The sequence below is a fragment of the Cupriavidus consociatus genome, assembly GCF_017814975.1.
Taxonomy (GTDB): domain Bacteria; phylum Pseudomonadota; class Gammaproteobacteria; order Burkholderiales; family Burkholderiaceae; genus Cupriavidus; species Cupriavidus consociatus.
This window is the reverse complement of record NZ_JAGIQA010000007.1, coordinates 217206-238246: the sequence shown is the minus strand read 5'-3', so window position 1 is coordinate 238246 and position 21041 is coordinate 217206. Positions and strand designations below refer to the sequence as shown.

Sequence of the window (21041 nt, the reverse complement as noted above, 5' to 3'; positions counted from 1 at the left end):
TCCCGTGCAGACCATCGAATTCACCGTCAACGGCCGCCGGGTGTCCGGCGCGTGCGCGGACCGGACGCACCTGGGCGACTACCTGCGCGACACGCATCGCCTGACTGGCACCCACCTTGGCTGCGAGCACGGCGTGTGCGGGGCCTGCACCGTGCTGGTGGACGAAAAGCCGGTGCGCTCGTGCATCACCTTTGCCGCCGCCTGCCAGGGCGCGGATATCGTCACGGTGGAGGGCTACGAGGATGACCCGGTCATGGCCGACCTGCGCGCCGCCTTCAACCGGCACCACGCGCTGCAATGCGGCTACTGCACGCCCGGGATGCTGGCCACCGCGCGCGATATCGTGCTGCGCCTGCCCGATGCCGACGAAGCGGTCATCCGCCATGAGCTGTCGGGCAACCTGTGCCGCTGCACCGGCTATATGGGCATTGTTGCAGCGATCCGTTCGGTGCTGGACGCACGCCGCGCGTCCGCCGGCGTGATTGCACGGCACGCCAGCACGGCCACCGCCCCCATGCCGTTCGCGGGCTTCACGGTCGCGGACGAGGTGCTCGGCTCGCAGCCGCATCTGGCGACGGCGGGCAGTGCCGAGCCGGAACGCTCGGCCGACCGCAAGGGCTGGTCGCGCATCGAAGGCGGCTTCACCGTGCCCTATGCACTGGACGAGGTATGGGCCTTCATGGCGGACCTGCCGGCCGTGGCGGGCTGCCTGCCCGGTGCGGTGCTGACGGAAGTGGCCGGGGAGAAGGTCAGGGGCCATATCGCCATCAAGTTCGGCCCCATGTCGGCAAGGTTCGAAGGCGCCGCGCGCCTGCAGCGCGATGACGCCAACAAGCGTGGCGTGCTGAAGGGTGCGGGACAGGACTCGCTCAGCAATTCCAAGGCGGCGGGCGATATTGCGTACGCGCTCAAGGCCTTGTCCGCCGGCGAGACCGAAGTCGCGGTCGACCTGCAGTATTCGCTGCAAGGGCCGCTGGCCCAGTTCTCGCGCTCGGGGCTGGTGCGCGATTTCGTGCGGAGGATGATCGCCGACTTCGGCAGGTCGGTGTCGCGCAGGATGGACCCCACGCTCTCCGATGCCGAGCGCAACCAGGCCGTGCGCCTGAACCCGGTGGCAATGTTCTTCGGCGTGCTGTGGGAGCGTGTGAAGCGCTTGTGCGGCGCCCGCTGAACAACGCTGGCCGGGGGAAGCAAGGGCGAGGGCGAGGCCTCCCTTGCCGCCTTCCTTGCCCGCCTTACCCCGGATGCACTACAACCAGTAGTGCGGTGGCAGTGGTCTTGCCGCCATTGGAGATCGCATGTGCGACATCAGCCGCATAGCGCGCGGTCTCGCCGTGCCGCAGCTTCTTTTCGTCGGCGCCGGCGCGCACCGTCATCGACCCGCCCAATACCGTCAGGTGTTCCTGCGTGCCGGCCTCATGCGGCTCCGAGGCCAGCACGCCGCCGGCCTGGATGGTCAGTTCATACCATTCGAAGCGCCCCGCCAGTTCGATCGGGCCAAGGATGCGAAGGTCGCAGCGGGTGTCGGGGCTTTTCAGCGACGGGATCGCGTGCGGCTGGACCACGGTGATGCCGCCGCCAGGGCGCTCGGCGGCGCCGCCGGCGAGGAAGTCGGTCAGGCTCACGCCCAGCGCATTGGCCAGCCGCCACAGCACCGCAACGGTCGGGTTGGCCAGGTTGCGTTCGATCTGCGACAGCATCGACTTGGATACGCCAGCGCGGCGCGACAGTTCGTCGAGCGACAGCCGCTGCTGCTGGCGCAGTGCCTGCAGCGCCAGGCCGACCGCTGGCGGACCTTCGGCTTGCGGGGTCTGGGCCGGGGCTTGCGTCATGGATGGATGTTCGTTATATTGCGCAAAATGTTCGATATACAGAACACGTTCGATTTATCGATCGAATCCTAGCACATCCCCCGCACACCACTGCACATCACCGGGAGCCAGCCATGTCGAATGCCGAGGCCTTCTACGCATCCATCCGCACCGAACTCGACGCGATCCGCGAGGCCGGGCTGTTCAAGCAGGAGCGCGTGATCGCCACGCCGCAGGGCGCGCGGGTGCGCACCACCGACGGCCGCGAGGTGATCAATCTGTGCGCCAACAACTACCTTGGGCTGTCGTCGCACCCGCAGGTGATCGAGGCCGCGCACGAGGCGCTGCGCACGCATGGTTTCGGGCTGAGTTCGGTGCGCTTCATCTGCGGCACGCAGGACCTGCACAAGACGCTGGAAGCACGGCTGGCGGCGTTCCTCGGCACCGAGGACACCATCCTCTACGGCTCGGCGTTCGATGCCAACGGCGGGCTGTTCGAGACGCTGCTGGGCGCCGAGGACGCGGTCATCAGTGATGCGCTCAACCATGCCTCCATCATCGACGGCATCCGCCTGAGCAAGGCGCGCCGCTATCGCTACCAGCACAACGACCTCGACGACCTGCGCGTGCAACTCGCGCAGGCGCGCGCGGACGGCGCGCGCTTCATGCTGGTGTTTACCGACGGCGCGTTCTCGATGGACGGGACCATCGCGCGGCTGGACGAGATGCGCGCGATCTGCGACGAGTATGGCGCGCTGCTTGGCATCGACGAATGCCACGCTACTGGCTTCCTGGGAGCGCGCGGGCGCGGCACGCATGAGCTGCGCGGCGTGTTCGGCAAGATCGACATCATCACCGGCACGCTGGGCAAGGCGCTGGGCGGCGCATCCGGCGGCTTCACCAGCGCGCGCCAGGAAGTCGTGGCGCTGCTGCGCCAGCGCTCGCGGCCGTACCTGTTCTCCAATACCGTGGCGCCGGCGATTGTCGGGGCATCGATCGCGGTGCTCGATATCCTGGAAGGCAGCACCGAGCTGCGCGACCGGCTGGAACAGAACACGAAGATTTTCCGCGCCGGGCTGGACAAGCTGGGCTTCGACGTCAAGGCGGGCGATCACCCCATCATCCCGATCATGGTCTACGACGCAGAGAAGGCACAGCGGCTCGCGCAGCGGCTGCTGGAGCTGGGCGTGTACGTGGTGGGCTTCTTCTACCCCGTGGTGCCCAAGGGCCAGGCCCGCATCCGCGTGCAGATGAGCGCGCTGCATGACGAGGCGGCGCTGCAGGCGGCGCTGGATGCGTTCGGCCAGGCCGGCCGCGAACTGGGGCTGATCTGATGGCCGACGGCACTCCCAAGATCCTGATCGTCGGCGCCAACGGCCAGATCGGCTCGGAACTGGCGCTGGCGCTGGCCGAGCGCTATGGACGCACCAACGTCATCACCTCCGATGTGGTGCCGACTGGCCGCCACGTGCACATCACGCATGAGATGCTCAACGCCACCGACCGCGGCGATCTGTGCACCGTGGTCGAGCGCCATGGCATCACGCAGGTCTACCTGCTGGCGGCGGCGCTGTCGGCCACCGGCGAGAAGGCGCCGCAGTGGGCGTGGAACCTGAACATGACGAGCCTGCTCAATGTGCTGGAGCTGGCGCGGCAGACCGGGCTGGAACGCGTGTTCTGGCCCAGTTCGATCGCGGCGTTCGGCCCGACCACGCCAACCGTGGATACGCCGCAGAAGACCGTGATGGAGCCGACCACCGTCTATGGCATCTCCAAGCAGGCGGGCGAGGGCTGGTGCCGCTGGTACCACGCCAACCACGGCGTCGACGTGCGCAGCGTGCGCTATCCGGGGCTGATCTCGCACAAGACGCCGCCGGGCGGCGGGACCACGGACTATGCGGTCGACATCTTCCATGCGGCGGTGAAGGGTGAGCCCTACACGTGCTTCCTGAAGGAAGACGAGGCCCTGCCGATGATGTACATGCCCGACGCGCTGCGCGCCACCATCGAACTGATGGAGGCACCGGCGGAACGGCTGGGCGAGCGCGGCAGCTACAACATCGCGGGCATTACCTTCACGCCCGCGCAGATCGCCGCGGCGATCCGCAGCCATGTGCCGGACTTCGAGATCCGCTACGAACCCGACTACCGCCAGGCCATCGCGCAAGGCTGGCCCGATTCGATCGACGATTCGGTGGCGCGCGCGGACTGGGGCTGGAAGGCGCAGTACGGCCTGGAGGAAATGGTAGCGGACATGCTGGCCAACCTGAGGGCGACGCTCGCTGCCTGAGCGCTACGGCACGGCAGCGTCGATCGCGATCCGCACGCCTTCGCTGCCGACTGCCAGCGGACCGCTGCGCCCGACCAGGTCGCCCGACTGCGGCATGGCGTTCCCGCTCGCGGAAATGCGCGCTTCCACCACCACCTGCGTATGTGCCGACAGCTTGTGGTCGGGCCGCATCGCCATCGCATCGTCCAGCGTGAACGTGAGCGGCAGGTCGCGCGCCTGCCGGCGCACCACCGCCAGCGGCAAGCGCGAACCGTCGGCCGGCAGGGCGTAGACGAAGAGGGTGTCGCCCGGCTGCGGCGTGCGCCCGGCCTTTTCGCTGAGCGTGACCATGCCGGTAATCTTCGTTGACTGCGCAGTGGAAGTGCCGCTTGCCGCGGCGAGATTGGCAGCAATGCGGGCCGCGGTCTGCGAGTCCGTTGGCAGCAGCCGGTGCAGCTGTTCCCAGTAGCCGATCGCCGCCTGCATGTCGCCGCGTTCCACCGCCGCGCTGGCCGCAAGCGCCAGGGCCTTGGGGTCATCCGGATCCAGCGCCAGCGCCCGCCTGATCTCCGCCATTGGGCGGCCTTGGAGCGAGCCGTTGTTGAGGCTGGCCAGCACGTCGGCGTAATCGGATCGCAGCGATGCCACCTCGGGCGCCAGCTCGACGGCGCGGGCGTAGGCCGCCGCAGCGTCGGCATACCGCTCCAGCACACTGTAGGAGCGCGCCAGCATGGCCCAGCCTTCGGGATCGGCCGGGGCTTCGCGCAGCCGCTGTGCCAGCTGGTTGACCATGCCTTCGACCTGCGCGCCGCTAAGCTGGTGCTGGCTGCCGCCAGCTTGCGGCATGTCGTCGGCGCGCCAGAGCGCGACCGGGTTGCCCAGGTGCAGGTAGAGCAGGATGGCGGCGCTCGGCAATGCCGCCAGCAACGCCGCGGCGAGCAGCGGAGACGTGCTGTCGCGGTGCGTGCCGGTGGCGGTGTCCGCGGCTTCATCCAGCAGCCGGCGGCCGAGTTCGTCGCGCGCTTCGGCATGCCGGGTTGCGCTCAGCGTGCCGGTGCGCAGGTCGGCGTCGAGTTCGCGCAACTGGTCGCGGTACAGGTCGACCAGCAGCGTGCGCTCCGGCGTGCCAGGGTCCGGAACGGCGTGGCGGCGCAGCAGCGGCCACAGCAGCCTGGCCATGGCGGCGGCGATCAGCGCGGCGGCGAGCAGCCAGAAGGTCGTCATGGTTGTCGGGGGCCGGCGGGATCGGCGTCGTTGTTGAGCAGGGTTTCCAGGTCGCGCCGCGCCCGGTCGTCGAGTGCAGCGCCCGTGCCGCGATGACGTGCGCGGGCCCGCACGATCGCCCATGCGACGCCGGCGACCAACAGCAGCGGGCCAAACCACAACAGCCACGTCAGCGGCCGCAGCGGCGGCTTGTACAGCACGAAGTCGCCATAGCGCTGCACCAGGTAGTCCCTGACCGCCTGGTCGCTGGCGCCGCCGCGCAACTGCTCGCGGATCTGGCGGCGCAGGTCGACGGCCAGGTCTGCGTTGGAATCGGCCAGCGTCTGGTTCTGGCACACCAGGCAGCGCAGTTCATTGGACAGCGCATGCACGCGCGCATCGAGTTCGGCATCGGTCGGCGCGGCAGCCGCCAGCATCGGCAGGCAGCACAGCCACAGGGCAAGCGCGGAGCGCAGGCTACGCATGGCCGCCGCCCTTCTGCAGGCGTTCGATCAGCGGGACCAGCTTCTCCTCCAGCACCTCGCGCGTGACCGGGCCGACCTGGCGGTAGCGCACCACGCCGTGCTGGTCGATGACAAAGGTCTCGGGCACGCCATAGACGCCGTAGTCGATGCCCACGCGCCCGTCGGCGTCGACCAGCGATGCCGTGTACGGATTGCCGAGCCGCTGCAGCCAGTCGCGCGCGGCGCCGGCCTCGTCCTTGTAGTTCAGGCCGTACAGGGGCACCGGCGCGCGCGCGGCAAAGTCGACCAGCACCGGGTGCTCGGTGCGGCAGGCCGCGCACCACGAGGCCCACACGTTCAGCAGCCACACCTTGCCGCGCATGTCGGCGGACCCCAGCGTGCGGCCTTCCGGCTCCAGCAGCGGCAGCGTGAAGGCCGGCGCGGCCTTGCCGACCAGCGGCGATGGCAGCTCGCGCGGATCGTGACGCAGCCCAGCCGCCAGCGCGACGGCCAGCGCGAGGAAGGCGGCGAGCGGCAGCAGGAAGCGGGTCATGCCGGCGTCTCCTCGCGCGTGGAGGCAAGTGTGGGGGCCGCGGGTGCATTCGTCGGTGCCGGAGCGGATTCGGCCGCGACGCGGCGGCGCAGCCGGTAGCGCTTGTCGCACGCCGCCAGCAGGCCGCCCAGCGCCATCAGCACGCAGCCGGCCCAGATCCAGTCGACAAAGGGCTTGACGTGGATGCGCACGGCCCAGGCGCTGCCGTCGATATTCTCGCCCAGCGCCACGTACAGGTCGCGCGTCAGGCCGCTGTCGATTGCGGCCTCGGTGGTCGGCATGTCCTGGCTGCGGTAGATGCGGCGCTCGGGATAGAGCACCGCCATGCGCTTGCCGTCGCGCGATGCGGTCAGCGTGCCGCGCAGCGCGTCGTAGTTGGGGCCGGCGGCCTGCCTCACGCCGGCGAAGCGGAAGTCGTAGCCGCCGACACTGACGGTATCGCCCGCGCGCATCGGCAGTTCGCGCAGGCTTTCCTGCCCGCTGACCAGCGTCACGCCCGCGATGAAGATGCCGACGCCGGCATGCGCCAGCAGCATGCCCCAGTAGCCGGGCGCGAGCTGGCGCAGCGCGCCGAGCCGGCGTCCCTGCTGGTGGCGCAGCCTTGCCGCCAGGCTCGCCATCGCGCTCAGTACGCACCAGGCCGCCAGCAGCAGGCCCAGTCCGGTCATGGCTGAGGCGCTGCGCAGCACCAGCAGCAGCCCCAGGCCAATGGCCACGCTGGCGATGCCGGCCCAGCGCAGCCGCCGCGCCATGTCGGGCAGGCTGCCATGGCGCCAGCGCGCCAGCGGTGCCGCGCCCATCAGCAGCACCGCGGGCGCCATCAGCGGCACGAACACCTGCTCGAAGTAGGCGGGGCCGACCGAGATCTTGCCCAGTCCCAGCACATCGACCAGCAGCGGGTAGAGCGTGCCGAGCAGCACCGTTGCCGCCGCCACCGCCAGCAGCACGTTGTTGGCCAGCAGCAGCGATTCGCGCGAGATCGCGGCAAACTCGACACGCCGCGACAAGCGCGGCGCGCGCCAGGCATACAGCGCCAGCGCGATGCCGGTGACCAGGCCGAGCAGGGCCAGGATGAAGATGCCGCGCTTCGGATCGACCGCGAACGCGTGGACCGAGGTCAGCACGCCGGAGCGGACCAGGAAGGTGCCGAGCAGGCTCAGCGAGAACGTGAAGATCGCCAGCAGCACGGTCCACGCGCGGAACGCCCCGCGCTTCTCCGTGACCGCCAGCGAATGCATCAGCGCGGTCCCGGCCAGCCAAGGCATGAACGAGGCGTTCTCGACCGGATCCCAGAACCACCAGCCGCCCCAGCCCAGCTCGTAATACGCCCACGCGCTGCCCAGCATGATGCCCAGCGTCAGGAAGGCCCACGCCACCGTGGTCCACGGCCGCGACCAGCGCGCCCAGGCGGCATCGACGCGCCCGGCCAGCAGCGCCGCCACGGCAAAGGCGAAGGTCACCGAGAAGCCGACATAGCCCATGTAGAGCAGCGGCGGGTGGAATACCATGCCGGGATCCTGCAGCAGCGGATTGAGGTCGCGGCCCGCCATCGCCGGCGGCAGCAGCCGCACGAAGGGGTTGGAGGCAAACAGCAGGAACAGCAGGAAGCCCGCGCTGATCGCCCCCATCACGCCCAGCACGCGCGCCACCGCGGCCAGCGGCAGCTGCCGGCTGCAGCTCGCCACCGCCAGCGACCACAGCGCCAGCATCAGCGTCCACAGCAGCATCGAACCTTCATGCCCGCCCCATACCGCCGCAATACGGTAGGCAAGCGGCAATGCGCTGTTGGAGTTGGCGGCGACATAGCGCACGCTGAAGTCGTTGGCGACGAAGCCCCATGCCAGCGCCGCGAACGACAACGCCACCAGCGCGCATTGCACGCGCGCCGCCGGCCGCGCCACCGCCATCCACCCCAGCCTGCCGCGCGCCGCGCCCGCCAGCGGCACGGCTGCCTGCACCAGTGCGACCAGCAGCGCGACGATCAGCGCGAAGTGTCCCAGTTCGGCGATCATCGGGGCGCTCCCTGCGCCGGCGCACCGGCCATGCGGCGGTTCACCTGTTCAGCCTGCTTCAGCGCATCGGCGGCTTCGGGTGGCATGTAATTCTCGTCATGCTTGGCCAGCACCTCGCTGGCGATGAAGGTGCCGTCGGCTTCCAGCTTGCCGCGCGCGACCACCCCCTTGCCCTCGCGGAACAGGTCGGGCAGCAGCCCGCGGTAGAGCACCGGCACCTGCCGCGCGGTGTCGGTGACGACGAAGCGCACGGTCATGCCGTCGCCTTCGCGCCGGATCGAGCCGGGTTCGACCAGTCCGCCAAGCCGGAAGCTGTGCGCCACCGGCGCTTCCTGCGCGGCCACCTGGCTCGGGCTGAAGAAGAACACCAGGTTGGAGCGGAAGGCATTGAGCACCAGCGCCAGCGCGACGCCGCCACAGGCCAGGGCCGCGGCGAGCATGCCGAAGCGGCGCTGGCGCGGCGTCATCGGCGCGTGCCGGCCTGCTTCGCGCTGGCGCGGCAGCGGCGCGCCAGCAGCACCAGTTCGAGCGCCAGCAGCAGCGCGCTCATGCCGAACGCCCCGGCGATGAAGATGCCATGGTGCCCGTATGGCAGCACATGCGGGAGCAGCGACAGGGTCATGATGTCTCTCCGGTAAGCGGCACCTCGCCGCGTTCGCGCAGGATGCAGCGCACGCGCACCAGCGCCACGGCGATGGTGTACATCCAGCACGCCAGCGTCATCAGCAGCATGCCGGCCAGCATGGTGATGGCCATTGACGGCGCCGCCGTCAGGCTGACCGAAGCGCCCTGGTGCAACGTGTTCCACCACTGCACCGAGAAGTAGATCACCGGGATATTGACCACACCCACCAGCGCCAGCACCGCGCAGGCACGTTCGGCGCGGCGTGGCTCGTCGATGGCGGATTCCAGTGCGATAAAGCCAAGGTACAGGAACAGCAGGAGCAGCTCGGAGGTCAGCCGCGCATCCCAGACCCACCACGTGCCCCATGTCGGCTGGCCCCACAGCGCGCCGGTCCAGAGCGCCAGCGCGGTGAACAGCGCGCCGGTTGGCGCCAGTGCCGAGGCCATCATCGACGACAGCCGCGTGCGCAGCACCAGCGCCAGCGCGCAATAGCCGGCCATGACCAGGTAGATGAACATCGACATCCATGCCGCCGGCACGTGGATGAAGATGATGCGGTAGACCTCGCCCTGCTGCGCATCGGTCGGCGCCACGGCAAAGCCGACATACAAGCCGGCGAGGGCGAACACCACCGCCGCGGCGAAGAACCACGGCGCCATGCGTCCGGCCAGCGGATAGAACCGTACCGGCGCCGCGTATGCCGTCCAGGCGCTCCGCGCCCGCGGCGCCGCGGCAGTGTGCAGCGAGGGCAGCGGCTGGGTCATGCCGGCGTCTCCATGGCGATGCGAAGCCCGGCGGCGGCGGCCAGCGGGCACAGGAACAGCGACAGCGCCAGGCACGCGCCCAGCAGCGAGAACTGCGGCACCACGTCGAGCCCGGCGTCGGCGGCCGCCGCGGCGCTGGCGCCGAACACCAGCACCGGCACGCACAGCGGCAGCACCAGGATGCACAGCAGCACCGCGCCGCCGCGCACGCCCAGCGTCAGCGCGGCGCCCACCGCGCCGATCAGGCTCAGCGCCGGCGTGCCGACCAGCAGCGAGGCCGACAGCAGCAGCGATGCATTCCACGGCAGGCCGTACTGCTGCGCCAGCACTGGTGTCAGCAGCAACAGCGGCAGGCCGCTGGTCAGCCAGTGTGCTGCAATCTTGGCCAGTACCAGCAGCGCCAGCGGGTGCGGCGACAGCAGCAGCTGGTCGAGGCTGCCATCCGCGTGCTCCTGCGCGAACAGCCGCGACAGCGACAGCATCGACGCCAGCAGCGCCGTGACCCACAGGATTCCGGGCGCCAGCGCACGCAACTGCTGCGGCTCGGGGCCGATCGCCAGCGGGAACAGGCTTGCCGCGATGACAAAGAACACCACGCTGCCGAGCAGGCTGCCGCGCCGGCGCCAGGACAGCGACACGTCGTGCGCGACGATGGCGGCCAGGGTGCGGGTCATGCCACCGCCTCCAGCCGCAGCACCGGGCCGCCGGCGCGCAGCAACTGGTGGGTGGCGATCACCGCCATGCCGCCCGCTGCCAGGTGCGCGTCGAGCTGCGCGTCGAAGCGCGCGCAGGCGTCGGTATCCAGCGCCGCCACCGGTTCGTCGAGCAGCCACAGCGCGCGCCGCGCCAGCGACAGGCGCGCCAGCGCCACGCGCCGACGCTGGCCTTGCGACAGCGCGCGCACTGGTGTGTGCGCGACGCGCTCCAGCGCCTGCGCGGCCAAGGCACTCGCGACCGCGCCGGCGTCGCTGCCGGCCATGCGCGCGGCAAAGCGCAGGTTTTCAGCCGGGCTCAGGTCCGGGTCGATGCCATTGGCATGGCCGACATAGGCAAGTGCCTGCAGGTAGGCCGGATCGCCGGCGCGCAGCGGCCGGCCGTGCCAGCGCAACCTGCCTTCGTCCGGCACGGCGAGGCCGCACAGCACGCGCAGCAGGCTGGTCTTGCCGCTGCCGTTGGCGCCCAGGACCTGCAGCAGGTAGCCGGGCGACAGCGCCAGGTCGATGCCGCGCAGCACCGGGCGGCCGGCGCGCGACAGGCCGAGCCCTTCACCACTCAGTGCGGGCGCAGTATCTGGCCGGGCGGCGGGTCGCAGCACGCGTCATTTCTCCTCGGCCTTCGATACGTCCGGCAGGTGGTGCGCGATACCCTTGTGGCAGTCGATGCAGGTCTTTTCCTTGTTGGCCAGGTAGGTCGAGTGCATGGCCTGCGCGCGCGGGCTCTGCCGCGTGAAGTCCATCGACTGGTAGTCATGGCAGTTGCGGCATTCCAGCGAATCGTTGGCCTTGAAGCGCGCCCATTCGTGCTGCGCCAGCGTGAGCCGGTGCGCCTGGAATTTCTCGCGCGTGTCGACGGTGCCGAAGATCTTGGCCCAGACCTCCTTGGACGCCTGCATCTTGCGCGCCATCTTGTCGGTCCAGTTGTGCGGCACGTGGCAGTCCGAGCATTTGGCGCGAACGCCGCTGCGGTTGGTGAAGTGGATGGTGCCCTGCAGTTCCTGGTAGACGTTGTCGCGCATCTCGTGGCAGCCGGTGCAGAACTGCTCGGTGTTGGTCAGTTCCAGCGCGGTGTTGAACGCGCCCCAGAACACCAGGCCGGCAATGAAGCCGCCCAGCGTCAGGAAGCCCAGGCTGAAATACGCACTGGGCCGGTTGATGGTCCGCCAGTAGCGCTTGAGCAGGTCGAGCATGGCGCGCATCCGCAATGAGGTTGATGTCGTGGCCGGGCGCTGCTATTTGGTCGCTCCCTTATTTGGCCGCTCCCTTGGTGTCGGCCGCTCCCTTGGCGCCGGGCTTGCGCTTGAGCATCTGCTCGACATCGATGAAGCTATTGCCCACCAGCGGCTTGGCGTCCGCCTGCGGCACGTGGCACTGCGTGCAGAAATAGCGGCGCGGCGACACCTCGGCCAGCACGTTGTTGTCGCGGTCCATGTAGTGCGTGATGCTGACCGGGATCGCCTGGGTTTCTTCGGTGCGGGTGCGCGCGTGGCAGAACATGCAGCGGTTGAAGTCCTTGTCGACCTGGTAGCCGTCGATCTTGTGCGGGATCGTTGGCGGCTGCATGGTGTAGTTGCGGTTGCGGCGGATGTCCTTGTTCTCGGTCGGATACAGGATCGGGGCCTTGCTCTCGTTGCCGATGGGGGTGGGTCCGCGCATGGCATCGACCAGGCCCTGCTGCTGCTGTTGCTGCTGTGCGTGCGCCGGCAGCGGCAATGCCGCCAGCACCGCCAGCAGCAGCGTGAACAAGGCCAGCAGTGTCAGCCAGGATCGACTCGGTTTCATGGCGTCTCCCTGATGTATCGGCCGTGCTAGACCTTGACGATCTTGACCGCGCACTTCTTGAAGTCGGTCTGCAGCGAGATCGGGCAGGTCGCGTCCAGCGTCACCTTGTTGATCAACTGGCTGGCGTCGAACCACGGCACGAACACCAGCCCGCGCGGCGGCGCGTCGCGCCCGCGGGTCTCCACGCGGGAGCGCATGCTCCCGCGCCGCGACACCACTTCCACTTCCACGCCGCGGCGCAGGCCCATGGCCCTGGCGTCCTCGGGGTGCATGAACACCACCGCGTTGGGGAAGGCGCGGTACAGCTCCGGCACGCGCCGCGTCATCGAGCCGGAATGCCAGTGCTCCAGCACGCGCCCCGTGACCAGCCAGTACGGGTACTCCTTGTCGGGCGATTCGGCTGGCGGCTCGTAGGGCAGGGCGAAGATCACCGCCTTGCCGTCGGGGTTGCCGTAGAACTGGTAGCCGGTACCGGCCTTGACGTACGGGTCGCTGCCTTCGCGGTAGCGCCAGCGGGTTTCCTTGCCGTTGACCACCGGCCAGCGCAGGCCGCGCGCCTGGTGGTAGGCGTCGAACGGGGCGAGGTCGTGGCCATGGCCACGGCCGAAGGTGGCGTACTCCTCGAACAGCCCCTTCTGCACGTAGAAGCCGAAGGCCTTGGCCTCGGCATTGTTGTACTCGGCGCTGACTTCCTTGAGCGGGAACTTGTCGACCTGCCCGTTGCGGTAGAGCACGTCGAACAGGGTCTTACCGCGGTATTCGGGTTTCTTCGCGATCAGGTCCGCGGGCCAGACGTCTTCCACCTTGAAGCGCTTGGAAAACTCCATCAGCTGCCACAGGTCCGAGCGCGCCTCGCCCGGCGCGTCGACCAGCTGGTGCCAGAACTGCGTGCGGCGCTCGGCATTGCCGTAGGCGCCTTCCTTCTCGACCCACATCGCGCTGGGCAGGATCAGGTCCGCCGCCAGCGCGGTGACGGTGGGATAGGCATCCGACACCACGATGAAATTGGCAGGATTGCGGTAGCCCGGCAAGCCCTCTTCCATCAGGTTGGCGGCAGCCTGCATGTTGTTGTTGACCTGCACCCAGTACGCATTGAGCTTGCCGTCCTTGAGCATGCGGTTCTGCAGCACGGCGTGGTAGCCAGGCTTGTCGGGAATGGTGCCCGCCGGCAGCTTCCAGATGCGCTCGGCTTCTTCACGGTGCTTGGGATTGGTCACCACCATGTCGGCCGGCAGCCGGTGCGAGAAGGTGCCCACTTCGCGCGCGGTGCCGCACGCCGACGGCTGCCCGGTCAGCGAGAACGGGCTGTTGCCCGGCGTGGCGATCTTGCCGGTCAGCAGGTGCAGGTTGTAGACCATGTTGTTGGCCCAGCTGCCGCGCGTATGCTGGTTGAAGCCCATGGTCCACAGCGACATCACCTTGATGTTGGGATCGGCATAGAGCTCGGCCAGCTGGTCGAGCTTGGCCTTGGGCACGCCCGACAGCTTGCTGACGGTATCGGCGTCGTACTTGGCCACGAAGCGCGCGAAGTCGTCGAACGTGATCGGGCGCGAGGCGCCGGGATCGGCCGCGTTCTTGGCCGCCTTCTGCAGCGGATGATCCGGGCGCAGGCCGTAGCCGATGTTGGTCACGCCTTCCTTGAAGACCGTGTGCTTGTTGACGAAGTCCTTGTTGACCTTGTTGTTCTTGATGATGTAGTGGGCGATGTAGTTCATCATCGCCAGGTCGGTCTGCGGCTTGAAGATGACCGGGATGTCGGCCAGGTCGAAGGAGCGGTGCGTAAAGGTGGACAGCACCGCCACGCGCGTCTTCGGATGGCTCAGGCGCCGGTCGGTGATGCGGGTCCACAGGATGGGATGCATCTCGGCCATGTTCGAGCCCCACAGCACGAAGGCATCCGCGGCCTCGAAATCGTCATAGCAGCCCATCGGCTCGTCCATGCCGAAGGTGCGCATGAAGCCCTGTACCGCGGAGGCCATGCAGTGGCGCGCATTGGGATCGATGTTGTTGGAGCGGAAGCCGGCCTTGTAGAGCTTGGACGCGGCATAGCCTTCCCACACGGTCCACTGGCCCGAGCCGAACATGCCCACCGCGGTCGGGCCTTTCTCTTTCAGCACGCGCTTGAACTGCTGCTCCATCTCGTCAAAGGCGCGCTCCCACGTGACCGGGGCGAATTCGCCGTTCTTGTCGTACTTGCCGTTCTTCATGCGCAGCAGCGGCTTGGTCAGCCGGTCCTGCCCGTACATGATCTTCGAAAGGAAATAGCCCTTGACGCAGTTCAGCCCCTTGTTGACCTCGGCCTGCGGGTCGCCGTTCGTGGCCACCACCTTGTTGTCCCTGACCGCCACCGTGACCCCGCAGCCGGTGCCGCAGAAGCGGCACGGCGCCTTGGACCATTTCAGCTTTGTCACTTCGCTGTCAGTGACAAAGTTGGCGGCCCCGGCCGGCAGCGTGACGCCGGCCACCGACGCCGTCGCGGCGACGGCGGTCTGCTTGATGAAATCGCGGCGGGAGATGTTCATCTTGCGCCCTCCTCGTAGATGGTCTCGCTCATGGCTTCGGCGTCTTCGTTGTGCTGGTAGACAAGCGCGGCCGACAGCACGCCGGGGAGCTGGTGGAGGTAGGTGAGGTGCGCGGCAATGGCGCGCGAAGTGGGCGCTTCGATGGTGACCACGAGCTTGCCGGCATCGCTGGCGGCGTGGACCTCTGCGCCGGTGAGAGATTCGATGGCGCTGCGTACCTGCGCCACGCTGGCCGGATGCGCGTGCACGACGATGCCGGCAATATGCCACTCGTCACTGGCTGGCAGCGGCTGGATGGGGATTGCACATCTGGCTGCGGGCATGCGGAAGCTCCGGTTCAATGCCGTTTCAGTCTGTGCTGCAGCTTGCTTTTTATTTTGCAACATCGCGCCAATGGCGCGCCGCGCGTTCAGTGCGTTGGGGGGCCGCTGACCAGCTGGGTCATCCAGACAATGAACCCATAGCCTGCCACGACGATGACCGAAAGCACCGGCACCATCACGGCGGTCAGAAACAGGAAACTGCGCAGTTCTTCCTTCTTGCGCTGCGGATCGTGGACTTCCCCGGTTTCCATCATGGCTCGACGTAATCCGTGAACATGGTCAGGTCAATGCACCTGATGCGTAACACCATTAAAGGAAGCGCGGCCCAAGGTGTCAAGACTGCACTCGTGCGGCGTTCTGGCGGCTTTTGCAATGTCCTTCAACGGCTCTTGCAATCAGCCCGCGCACGCGCCAGCGGACGGCCTCTGTGTGGTTCTGCGCGCCCGGCTTGGCTGCGGCGAAGTTGCGACTTGACCGCCAGTTCCGAGACGAACAGCTTCTGCGTCTGCGCGATAACCCGATTGCGGTATGGCGCCGCCACGCACAGCGCCGCCCCTGGGCGCAGGTGCGTGGCGGCCCAGTCGCACAGCAGCGCGGCGCGCGCGAACCCGCTTTGCTCGATGGCGAGGCGGCAGCGCGCCACGCTGAGCCGCTACTGGTAAGTCACCTCCATCACTAAGCCATCCGGCTTGTCGCGCCGCGCGCCGGGCTGGCTGCGGAACAGCGGTTCCACGCGCAACTTCGCCGTCGCGACATGGACACGCGCGCTGGCGCGCGCCGGCGGCGCAGGCACTGGCGCCGTGACCGTCTGTCCCGAAACGTCGACGCAGTGCGCCTGCACATGTGCCACTGTTGGCTTGAAGGCGCATGACGGATTGGCGATGGCGCCGCGGAACGTGATCGTGCCGGTCTGTCCCGCCGCAATGCCATTCAGCGCCAGCGCCAGGACTCCGACCGCTATCAGTTGCCCGGTGATGCCGGGAACTGTCCCGCTTCGTTTTATGGATCTCATGTCATCACTCCGCTGTCGGTGTAGTGCGGATGCAAGTCCCCGAGCGATGCGGTGCGGCCACTGCGCGACCGGAAGGACAGTACATGCGCCACCTGATCTTAGTGGCCGCAATCGTGATTTTTTGAGATTTGGAACAATGCTGTGACCATTGTTCCGGCGAGCGGGGCGCAGGGCGCGAAGGTGCCCTGCGTGGCTTCAGCCAGGCTCGCCAGTGCCTTGCCGCACGATGAGTCGCGAGCGGGCGAAACCGGCATGCGTGCGCAGCGCCTGCATCAGCTGCTCGGACGGCACGCGGTCGAGATCGGTCACCACGTAGCCGGTGGTGCCGCGCGTCTGCAGGTGCTGGCCGGTGATGTTAACGCCCTCCTGCGCCAGCAGCGTATTAAGCGCGGCCAGCGCACCCGGCGCGTTGCCATGCACGTTGAGCAGGCGCGCCGGTGCCTGCAGCGGCCCCGGATCGACCTCGGGGAAGTTCACCGCACCGATGGTGCCGCCGGTCGCCAGGAAGTGCGCCAGCTTGGCCGCCACCTCGGCGCCGATATTTTCCTGTGCCTCTTCGGTGCTGCCGCCGACGTGCGGGGTCAGCAGTACGTTGGGCAGGTTCTGCAGCTCGCTGACGAACGGATCGTTGTTGGTCTTGGGCTCTTGCGGAAATACGTCAATGGCGGCGCCGCCCAGGCGTTTCTCGCGCAGCGCCGCGGCCAGCGCGGCTATGTCGACCACGCTGCCGCGCGAGGCATTGATCAGGATCGCGCCGGGCTTGAACGCCGCCAGCACGCTTGCATCGATCATGTTCTTGGTGCGCGGCGTGGCCGGGACATGCAGCGTCACCACTTCGGCCTGCGACACCGCTTCTTCAAGCGAGCCCGCGGCACGCGCGGAGCCGTGCGACAGCCGCGCCAGCACATCGTAGTAGACCACGCGCATGCCCATCGATTCGGCCAGCACGCCGACCTGCGAGCCGATATTGCCATAGCCGACGATGGCGATGGTCTTGCCGCGCGCCTCGAAGGCGCCGCTGGCGCCCTTGGCCCACTTGCCGGCATGCGCCAGGGTATTTTTCTCCGGGATCCGGCGCAGCAACATCACCGCTTCGGACACGACCAGCTCGGCCACCGAGCGGGTATTGGAAAAGGGCGCGTTGAATACCGGGATGCCCGCGTGCGTGGCGGCGTCCAGGTCGACCTGCGAGGTGCCGATGCAGAAGCAGCCGATCGACAGCAGGTCCGGGGCGCTGCGGATATCCTCGCCACGCAGGTGCGTGGCCGAGCGGATGCCGACTATGTCGTGGCTGGCCAGCACTTCGCGCAATTCAGGGCCGGCCAGTGCGCCGGTACGGCGCTCGACCTGCAGGCCGGCTTCTGCCAGCCGTGCGGTGGCGCTCTGGTGGATGTTCTCGAGCAGGATCGCAGTGGTCACGTTCGTTTTCCGCCTGGAGGGATGGGTATACCCTCTATTCTGCGCGCAAAACGGCACTGGAGGCCGGGAGTCCCTGTTGCTGGCAATGACACCGGCATTGACCCAGGCGTGCCCCGGGGCAACGCGCCCGTGGGTTGCCCCGTACCGGTTCAGCGCGAGCGGCGCGCGTCGCCGCCGAGCGGGTCGACGATGATCATGGTCTGGCGCAGCACCCCGCCGTCATCGAAGTAGGCGCTGAAATGTGCGGACTGCAGGCCGTCCTTGTACATCCGCCACGACCACGCTTCGCGCTTCATCAGGGGATAGTACTGGATGGGTTCGCGGGGCATGCCGAAATGCTCTTGCACGTCCTTCTTGGTCCAGACATTGACCTGGGCACGGTAGACCTCCGTTTCGGTCAGCATCTGGCGGTAGCTGGTGAGCTTGCCGCCGGCATCGAAATCGGCGGCGTAGACCTCGTGGCCGAAAGGTTGGCGCGACCACAGCCAGCGGGTGGTGCCGTCGGCGAGGCGGAAGGTCTCGGTGGGTGGCCCGAAAGTCTGGCGCACGGTACTTTCCGGGCTGCCGATCAGCTTCTGGCCGGTCTGAACGGGCTGCAGCGTGGCGCAGCCCCCGAGCGCGCCGGCCAGCCATGCGGCCGCGCACAGGCGGCCGGCCAGCCGAAGTTGCATGCGAAGCTGCATGGCGTTCTCCTGCGGGCGTCATGCCCGCATCCGCCATTCTCCGGCCAGTGCGACGGCCGGCGCAACAGGTACCTGGCGTGCCTGGACGCCGGGTGCCGCCGGGACGATCAGCAGCGGCCCTTCTTGGCCTGCCCCGGCGGGCAGAAGGACTCATTGCCATACGGGTCGACGCGGCAATTGCCCTTCTTGGCCTGCCCCGGCGGGCAGCCGGGACCGCCGCCGCCATAGGTGTCATACGGCGCGACCACGCAGCCGCCGAGCAGGAAGGTACAGGCGGCGAGCAAGGCGAGGACTGGTTTCATTGATTTTCCTTATTGTGCGGATCTGGATGCGCCCGAGGATAATGCTTAGGCCTGTCGTCAATTGTAAGGAATCGTGAACAGGCATGCGACGCGTGGCGCGGGGGAGGGGATGCAGATGTGTGCGGGGATATTCCCGCACGCGGCGCTACGGCAGGTGCCGGCCGGGCAGCCGGGCCGCCGGCGCGCCGTTGGGCCGCGCCGCCTGGCCCGCCGCGCCTTGCCGGCGCGTCATGCCAGTCCTGGCCTGCCTGGAACCGCGAGGCGCAGCCAGCCGGCGGTCGCCGTCGATGCGCTCCGCCGGCGCGGAGAATGCCCCGATCCTGACGGGCTCCCCCATGCCGCCGGTGACGTGCTGCGCATGGGCGCCGGAGGCCGCGGCCAGCAGCGCGGCGGCAACAAGGGAAAGGGCGGGGAAGCGATGCATGGAAGGTTCCGGTCGTCGGTGCAGTACGGCGCGCGACAGGGGGATGTGTCGCGGCTTCGTGCGGGCGACGGGAGCATAGCCGAGCTCCCGGGGCGTGGGTGTAATCGATTGTTATCCGGCGGACCTCAGCTGGCTCTCATTCGGGCTGTGCCTGGCGATGGCGACGAGTTCCGGCACGATTGGCCAGAGTGAACGCATCCCTTGTTATCAGTCATCCTATAACGTTGCGCAAAGCGACGCCGCGATGATCTTGGTCGGACCAGGCGTTCACATAGGCCATTGCTGGCGCGCATATGTGCGACTATTAGCACACCTTGCCACTCGCATCTCAGCGGCCCCGGGGTAATCCCCAGCACAATCTTTGCTCCAACCTCGTAAAATGTTGTACGACAACGTATTACATGAGCAAGTGGAGGCGATATGCGCGAGAACCGGATCCTAAAGATGTGGGCGGCAGGCCAGGCCGTGGTGAATGGCTGGCTGTCCATCCCCAGCGCGTTTGCCGCCGAGACCATGGCCCACCAGGGGTGGGACTCGCTCACCATCGACCTGCAGCACGGTGCGCTCGACTACGCCGATGCCCTGGCACTGCTGACCGCGATCTCGACCACGGACACCGTGCCGGTCGTGCGCGTGCCATGGAACGAGCCCGGCATCCTGATGAAGGTGCTCGATGCCGGCGCGTACGGCGTGATCTGCCCGATGGTCAACACACGCGCCGATGCCGAGCGCCTGGTGGCCGCCACGCGCTACCCGCCGCTGGGCACGCGCAGCTTCGGGCCGATCCGCGGACTGCTGTACGGCGGCGCCGACTACGCACAGCACGCCAACGACACCGTGATGGTGCTGGCGATGATCGAGACCCGCCAAGGGCTGGAAAACCTGGACGAGATCCTGTCGGTCGATGGCCTCGACGGCGTCTATATCGGCCCGTCAGACCTGTCGCTCGCGCTTGGCTGCCGGCCCACCTTCGACGACGTGGACCCGCCGGTGGCACAGGCCATCGAGCACGTGGTTGCCCGTGCCAGGGCGCACGGGCGTGTCGCGGGCGTCCATAACGGCGCGCCGGCGGCGGCGCTGCGCCGCATCGGGCAAGGCTTCAGCTTCGTCACGGTGGCCTCCGATGCGCGACTGATGGCCGCGGGCGCGCAGCAGGTCATGGCCGAGATGCGGGCCGGACAGCCACCGCAGGCACCGGCGCCAGACAGCGGCGGCTACTAGGCCAGCGGGCACCAGACAACACCGAACCGTACCAAACGCAAGGAGAGCAAAACGTGAAACTCGGATTCATTGGCCTCGGCATCATGGGCAGCCCGATGGCGCAGAACCTGATCGCCGGCGGGCATGAAGTCAGGCTGTCGAGCCGCAGCGGCGCGCCGCAGGCGCTGGCGGACCTCGGCGGCATCGCCTGCGCGTCAGGGCGCGAAGTGGCGCAGGGCGCCGACGTCATCTTCCTGATGGTGCCCGATACCCCGCACGTGGAAGCGGCACTGTTCGGCGAAGACGGCATCGCCGCCGGCCTGAGCGAGGGCAAGACCGTGGTCGACATGAGCTCGATCTCGCCGATCGCGACCAAGGAATTCGCCAGCCGCATCAATGCGCTGGGCTGCCGGTACCTCGATGCGCCGGTGTCCGGCGGCGAGGTCGGCGCGCGCAACGCCACGCTCTCGATCATGGTGGGCGGCCCGGAAGACACGTTCGAGACCGTGCGCCCGCTGTTCGAACTGATGGGCAAGAACATCACGCTGGTCGGCGACAACGGTGCCGGCCAGACCGCCAAGGTCGCCAACCAGATCATCGTGGCGCTGAACATCGAGGCCGTGGCCGAGGCGCTGCTGTTCGCCGCCAAGGCCGGCGCCGACCCGGCGCGCGTGCGCGAGGCGCTGATGGGCGGCTTTGCCTCATCCAGGGTGCTGGAGGTGCATGGCGAGCGCATGATCAAGCGCACCTTCGAGCCCGGCTTCCGCATCGGGCTGCATCAGAAAGACCTGAACCTCGCGCTCTCCAATGCGCGCGAGATGGGCCTGTCGCTGCCCAATACCGCGACTTGCCAGGAGCTGTTCAACGCCTGCGTGAGCCACGGCGGCGCCGGCTGGGACCATTCCGCGCTGGTGCGCGCGCTGGAGCTGATGGCCAACCACGAAATCGGATCCTGAA

25 protein-coding genes and 1 pseudogene are annotated in these 21041 nt (G+C 68.2%); 5 read left to right on the top strand and 21 right to left on the bottom strand.

Translation table 11 applies throughout. The features are described from left to right. The first annotated feature begins 4 nt into the window (after positions 1-4). Entirely contained in the window at positions 5-1171 is a 1167-nt protein-coding gene (locus tag J8I82_RS12555; RefSeq protein ID WP_209757808.1) for a xanthine dehydrogenase family Fe-S subunit, read from the top strand. A 64-nt stretch (positions 1172-1235) separates the two neighbouring features. Here J8I82_RS12555 and J8I82_RS12550 read toward each other — a convergent pair whose 3' ends face one another. After that, a complete protein-coding gene (locus tag J8I82_RS12550) occupies positions 1236-1832 on the bottom strand; it encodes a helix-turn-helix domain-containing protein (RefSeq protein ID WP_209757806.1) in 597 nt (198 codons plus the stop codon). A gap of 113 nt (positions 1833-1945) precedes the next feature. On the opposite strand from J8I82_RS12550, the gene kbl reads away from it, so the two are divergent. Together kbl and J8I82_RS12540 are read left to right on the top strand one after the other, a co-directional pair. Then, a complete protein-coding gene (kbl, locus tag J8I82_RS12545) occupies positions 1946-3145 on the top strand; it encodes a glycine C-acetyltransferase (RefSeq protein WP_209757803.1) in 1200 nt (399 codons plus the stop codon). Continuing rightward, a complete protein-coding gene (locus J8I82_RS12540) occupies positions 3145-4101 on the top strand; it encodes an L-threonine 3-dehydrogenase (protein ID WP_209757802.1) in 957 nt (318 codons plus the stop codon). The genes kbl and J8I82_RS12540 overlap by 1 nt, the downstream gene beginning before the upstream one ends. A gap of 3 nt (positions 4102-4104) precedes the next feature. Here J8I82_RS12540 and ccmI read toward each other — a convergent pair whose 3' ends face one another. The 20 genes from ccmI to J8I82_RS12440 all read right to left on the bottom strand — a co-directional run bounded on the left by ccmI (position 4105) and on the right by J8I82_RS12440 (position 18884). Beyond that, positions 4105-5304: a c-type cytochrome biogenesis protein CcmI gene (ccmI, locus tag J8I82_RS12535; RefSeq protein ID WP_209757800.1), complete on the bottom strand. Its 1200-nt coding sequence runs from the start codon at positions 5302-5304 to the stop codon at positions 4105-4107. Then, positions 5301-5768, bottom strand: coding sequence for a cytochrome c-type biogenesis protein (locus tag J8I82_RS12530; protein ID WP_209757797.1), 468 nt, complete (start codon positions 5766-5768; stop codon positions 5301-5303). The genes ccmI and J8I82_RS12530 overlap by 4 nt, the downstream gene beginning before the upstream one ends. Further along, complete coding sequence (locus tag J8I82_RS12525; RefSeq protein WP_209757795.1) at positions 5761-6300, bottom strand: DsbE family thiol:disulfide interchange protein; 540 nt, start codon at positions 6298-6300, stop codon at positions 5761-5763. Before J8I82_RS12525 ends, J8I82_RS12530 begins: the two co-directional genes overlap by 8 nt. Next, positions 6297-8312 (bottom strand): heme lyase CcmF/NrfE family subunit, encoded by a 2016-nt coding sequence (locus J8I82_RS12520; RefSeq protein WP_209757792.1) that lies wholly within the window; start codon positions 8310-8312, stop codon positions 6297-6299. The genes J8I82_RS12525 and J8I82_RS12520 overlap by 4 nt, the downstream gene beginning before the upstream one ends. Then, the gene (gene ccmE, locus J8I82_RS12515; protein ID WP_209757790.1) at positions 8309-8779 is read right to left on the bottom strand and encodes a cytochrome c maturation protein CcmE; all 471 of its coding nucleotides are present in this window, start codon (positions 8777-8779) and stop codon (positions 8309-8311) included. Before ccmE ends, J8I82_RS12520 begins: the two co-directional genes overlap by 4 nt. Then, positions 8776-8934: a heme exporter protein CcmD gene (locus J8I82_RS12510; RefSeq protein WP_209757788.1), complete on the bottom strand. Its 159-nt coding sequence runs from the start codon at positions 8932-8934 to the stop codon at positions 8776-8778. Before J8I82_RS12510 ends, ccmE begins: the two co-directional genes overlap by 4 nt. Further along, on the bottom strand, positions 8931-9701 hold the full coding sequence (gene ccmC, locus J8I82_RS12505) for a heme ABC transporter permease CcmC (RefSeq protein ID WP_209757785.1): 771 nt from the start codon (positions 9699-9701) through the stop codon (positions 8931-8933). Before ccmC ends, J8I82_RS12510 begins: the two co-directional genes overlap by 4 nt. After that, positions 9698-10375: a heme exporter protein CcmB gene (ccmB, locus tag J8I82_RS12500; RefSeq protein WP_209757775.1), complete on the bottom strand. Its 678-nt coding sequence runs from the start codon at positions 10373-10375 to the stop codon at positions 9698-9700. Before ccmB ends, ccmC begins: the two co-directional genes overlap by 4 nt. After that, positions 10372-11016 (bottom strand): cytochrome c biogenesis heme-transporting ATPase CcmA, encoded by a 645-nt coding sequence (ccmA, locus tag J8I82_RS12495; RefSeq protein ID WP_431831542.1) that lies wholly within the window; start codon positions 11014-11016, stop codon positions 10372-10374. The genes ccmB and ccmA overlap by 4 nt, the downstream gene beginning before the upstream one ends. Positions 11017-11019: 3 nt before the next feature. Further along, entirely contained in the window at positions 11020-11607 is a 588-nt protein-coding gene (locus J8I82_RS12490) for a cytochrome c3 family protein (RefSeq protein WP_116319902.1), read from the bottom strand. A gap of 58 nt (positions 11608-11665) precedes the next feature. Continuing rightward, positions 11666-12199 carry a nitrate reductase cytochrome c-type subunit gene (locus J8I82_RS12485; protein WP_209757773.1) on the bottom strand — a complete coding sequence of 178 codons (534 nt, stop codon included), beginning with the start codon at positions 12197-12199 and terminating at the stop codon, positions 11666-11668. Between the two features lie 26 nt (positions 12200-12225). Further along, positions 12226-14721: a periplasmic nitrate reductase subunit alpha gene (napA, locus tag J8I82_RS12480; protein ID WP_209757771.1), complete on the bottom strand. Its 2496-nt coding sequence runs from the start codon at positions 14719-14721 to the stop codon at positions 12226-12228. After that, complete coding sequence (locus J8I82_RS12475) at positions 14718-15044, bottom strand: chaperone NapD (RefSeq protein ID WP_084254812.1); 327 nt, start codon at positions 15042-15044, stop codon at positions 14718-14720. Before J8I82_RS12475 ends, napA begins: the two co-directional genes overlap by 4 nt. Before the next feature lie 86 nt (positions 15045-15130). Beyond that, positions 15131-15295 (bottom strand): periplasmic nitrate reductase, NapE protein, encoded by a 165-nt coding sequence (napE, locus tag J8I82_RS12470; RefSeq protein ID WP_029044694.1) that lies wholly within the window; start codon positions 15293-15295, stop codon positions 15131-15133. A gap of 128 nt (positions 15296-15423) precedes the next feature. Then, entirely contained in the window at positions 15424-15687 is a 264-nt protein-coding gene (locus J8I82_RS12465) for a hypothetical protein (RefSeq protein WP_209757768.1), read from the bottom strand. A 9-nt stretch (positions 15688-15696) separates the two neighbouring features. Then, positions 15697-16056 (bottom strand): hypothetical protein, encoded by a 360-nt coding sequence (locus J8I82_RS12460; protein ID WP_209757766.1) that lies wholly within the window; start codon positions 16054-16056, stop codon positions 15697-15699. 195 nt (positions 16057-16251) lie between these two features. After that, positions 16252-17475 carry a phosphoglycerate dehydrogenase gene (serA, locus tag J8I82_RS12455; protein WP_209757764.1) on the bottom strand — a complete coding sequence of 408 codons (1224 nt, stop codon included), beginning with the start codon at positions 17473-17475 and terminating at the stop codon, positions 16252-16254. 149 nt (positions 17476-17624) lie between these two features. Beyond that, entirely contained in the window at positions 17625-18146 is a 522-nt protein-coding gene (locus tag J8I82_RS12450; protein WP_209757919.1) for a hypothetical protein, read from the bottom strand. 119 nt (positions 18147-18265) lie between these two features. Beyond that, the gene (locus J8I82_RS12445) at positions 18266-18460 is read right to left on the bottom strand and encodes a hypothetical protein (RefSeq protein WP_209757762.1); all 195 of its coding nucleotides are present in this window, start codon (positions 18458-18460) and stop codon (positions 18266-18268) included. A 145-nt stretch (positions 18461-18605) separates the two neighbouring features. Beyond that, positions 18606-18884, bottom strand: coding sequence for a hypothetical protein (locus J8I82_RS12440; RefSeq protein WP_209757760.1), 279 nt, complete (start codon positions 18882-18884; stop codon positions 18606-18608). Between the two features lie 420 nt (positions 18885-19304). Here J8I82_RS12440 and J8I82_RS12435 point away from each other — a divergent pair, with 420 nt between their 5' ends. After that, positions 19305-20105, top strand: a complete 801-nt coding sequence (locus J8I82_RS12435) for an HpcH/HpaI aldolase family protein (protein WP_209757758.1) — start codon at positions 19305-19307, stop codon at positions 20103-20105. Between the two features lie 35 nt (positions 20106-20140). Then, positions 20141-21040, top strand: a pseudogene (gene glxR, locus J8I82_RS12430) (2-hydroxy-3-oxopropionate reductase); the annotation flags it as partial. Position 21041 lies beyond the last annotated feature (1 nt).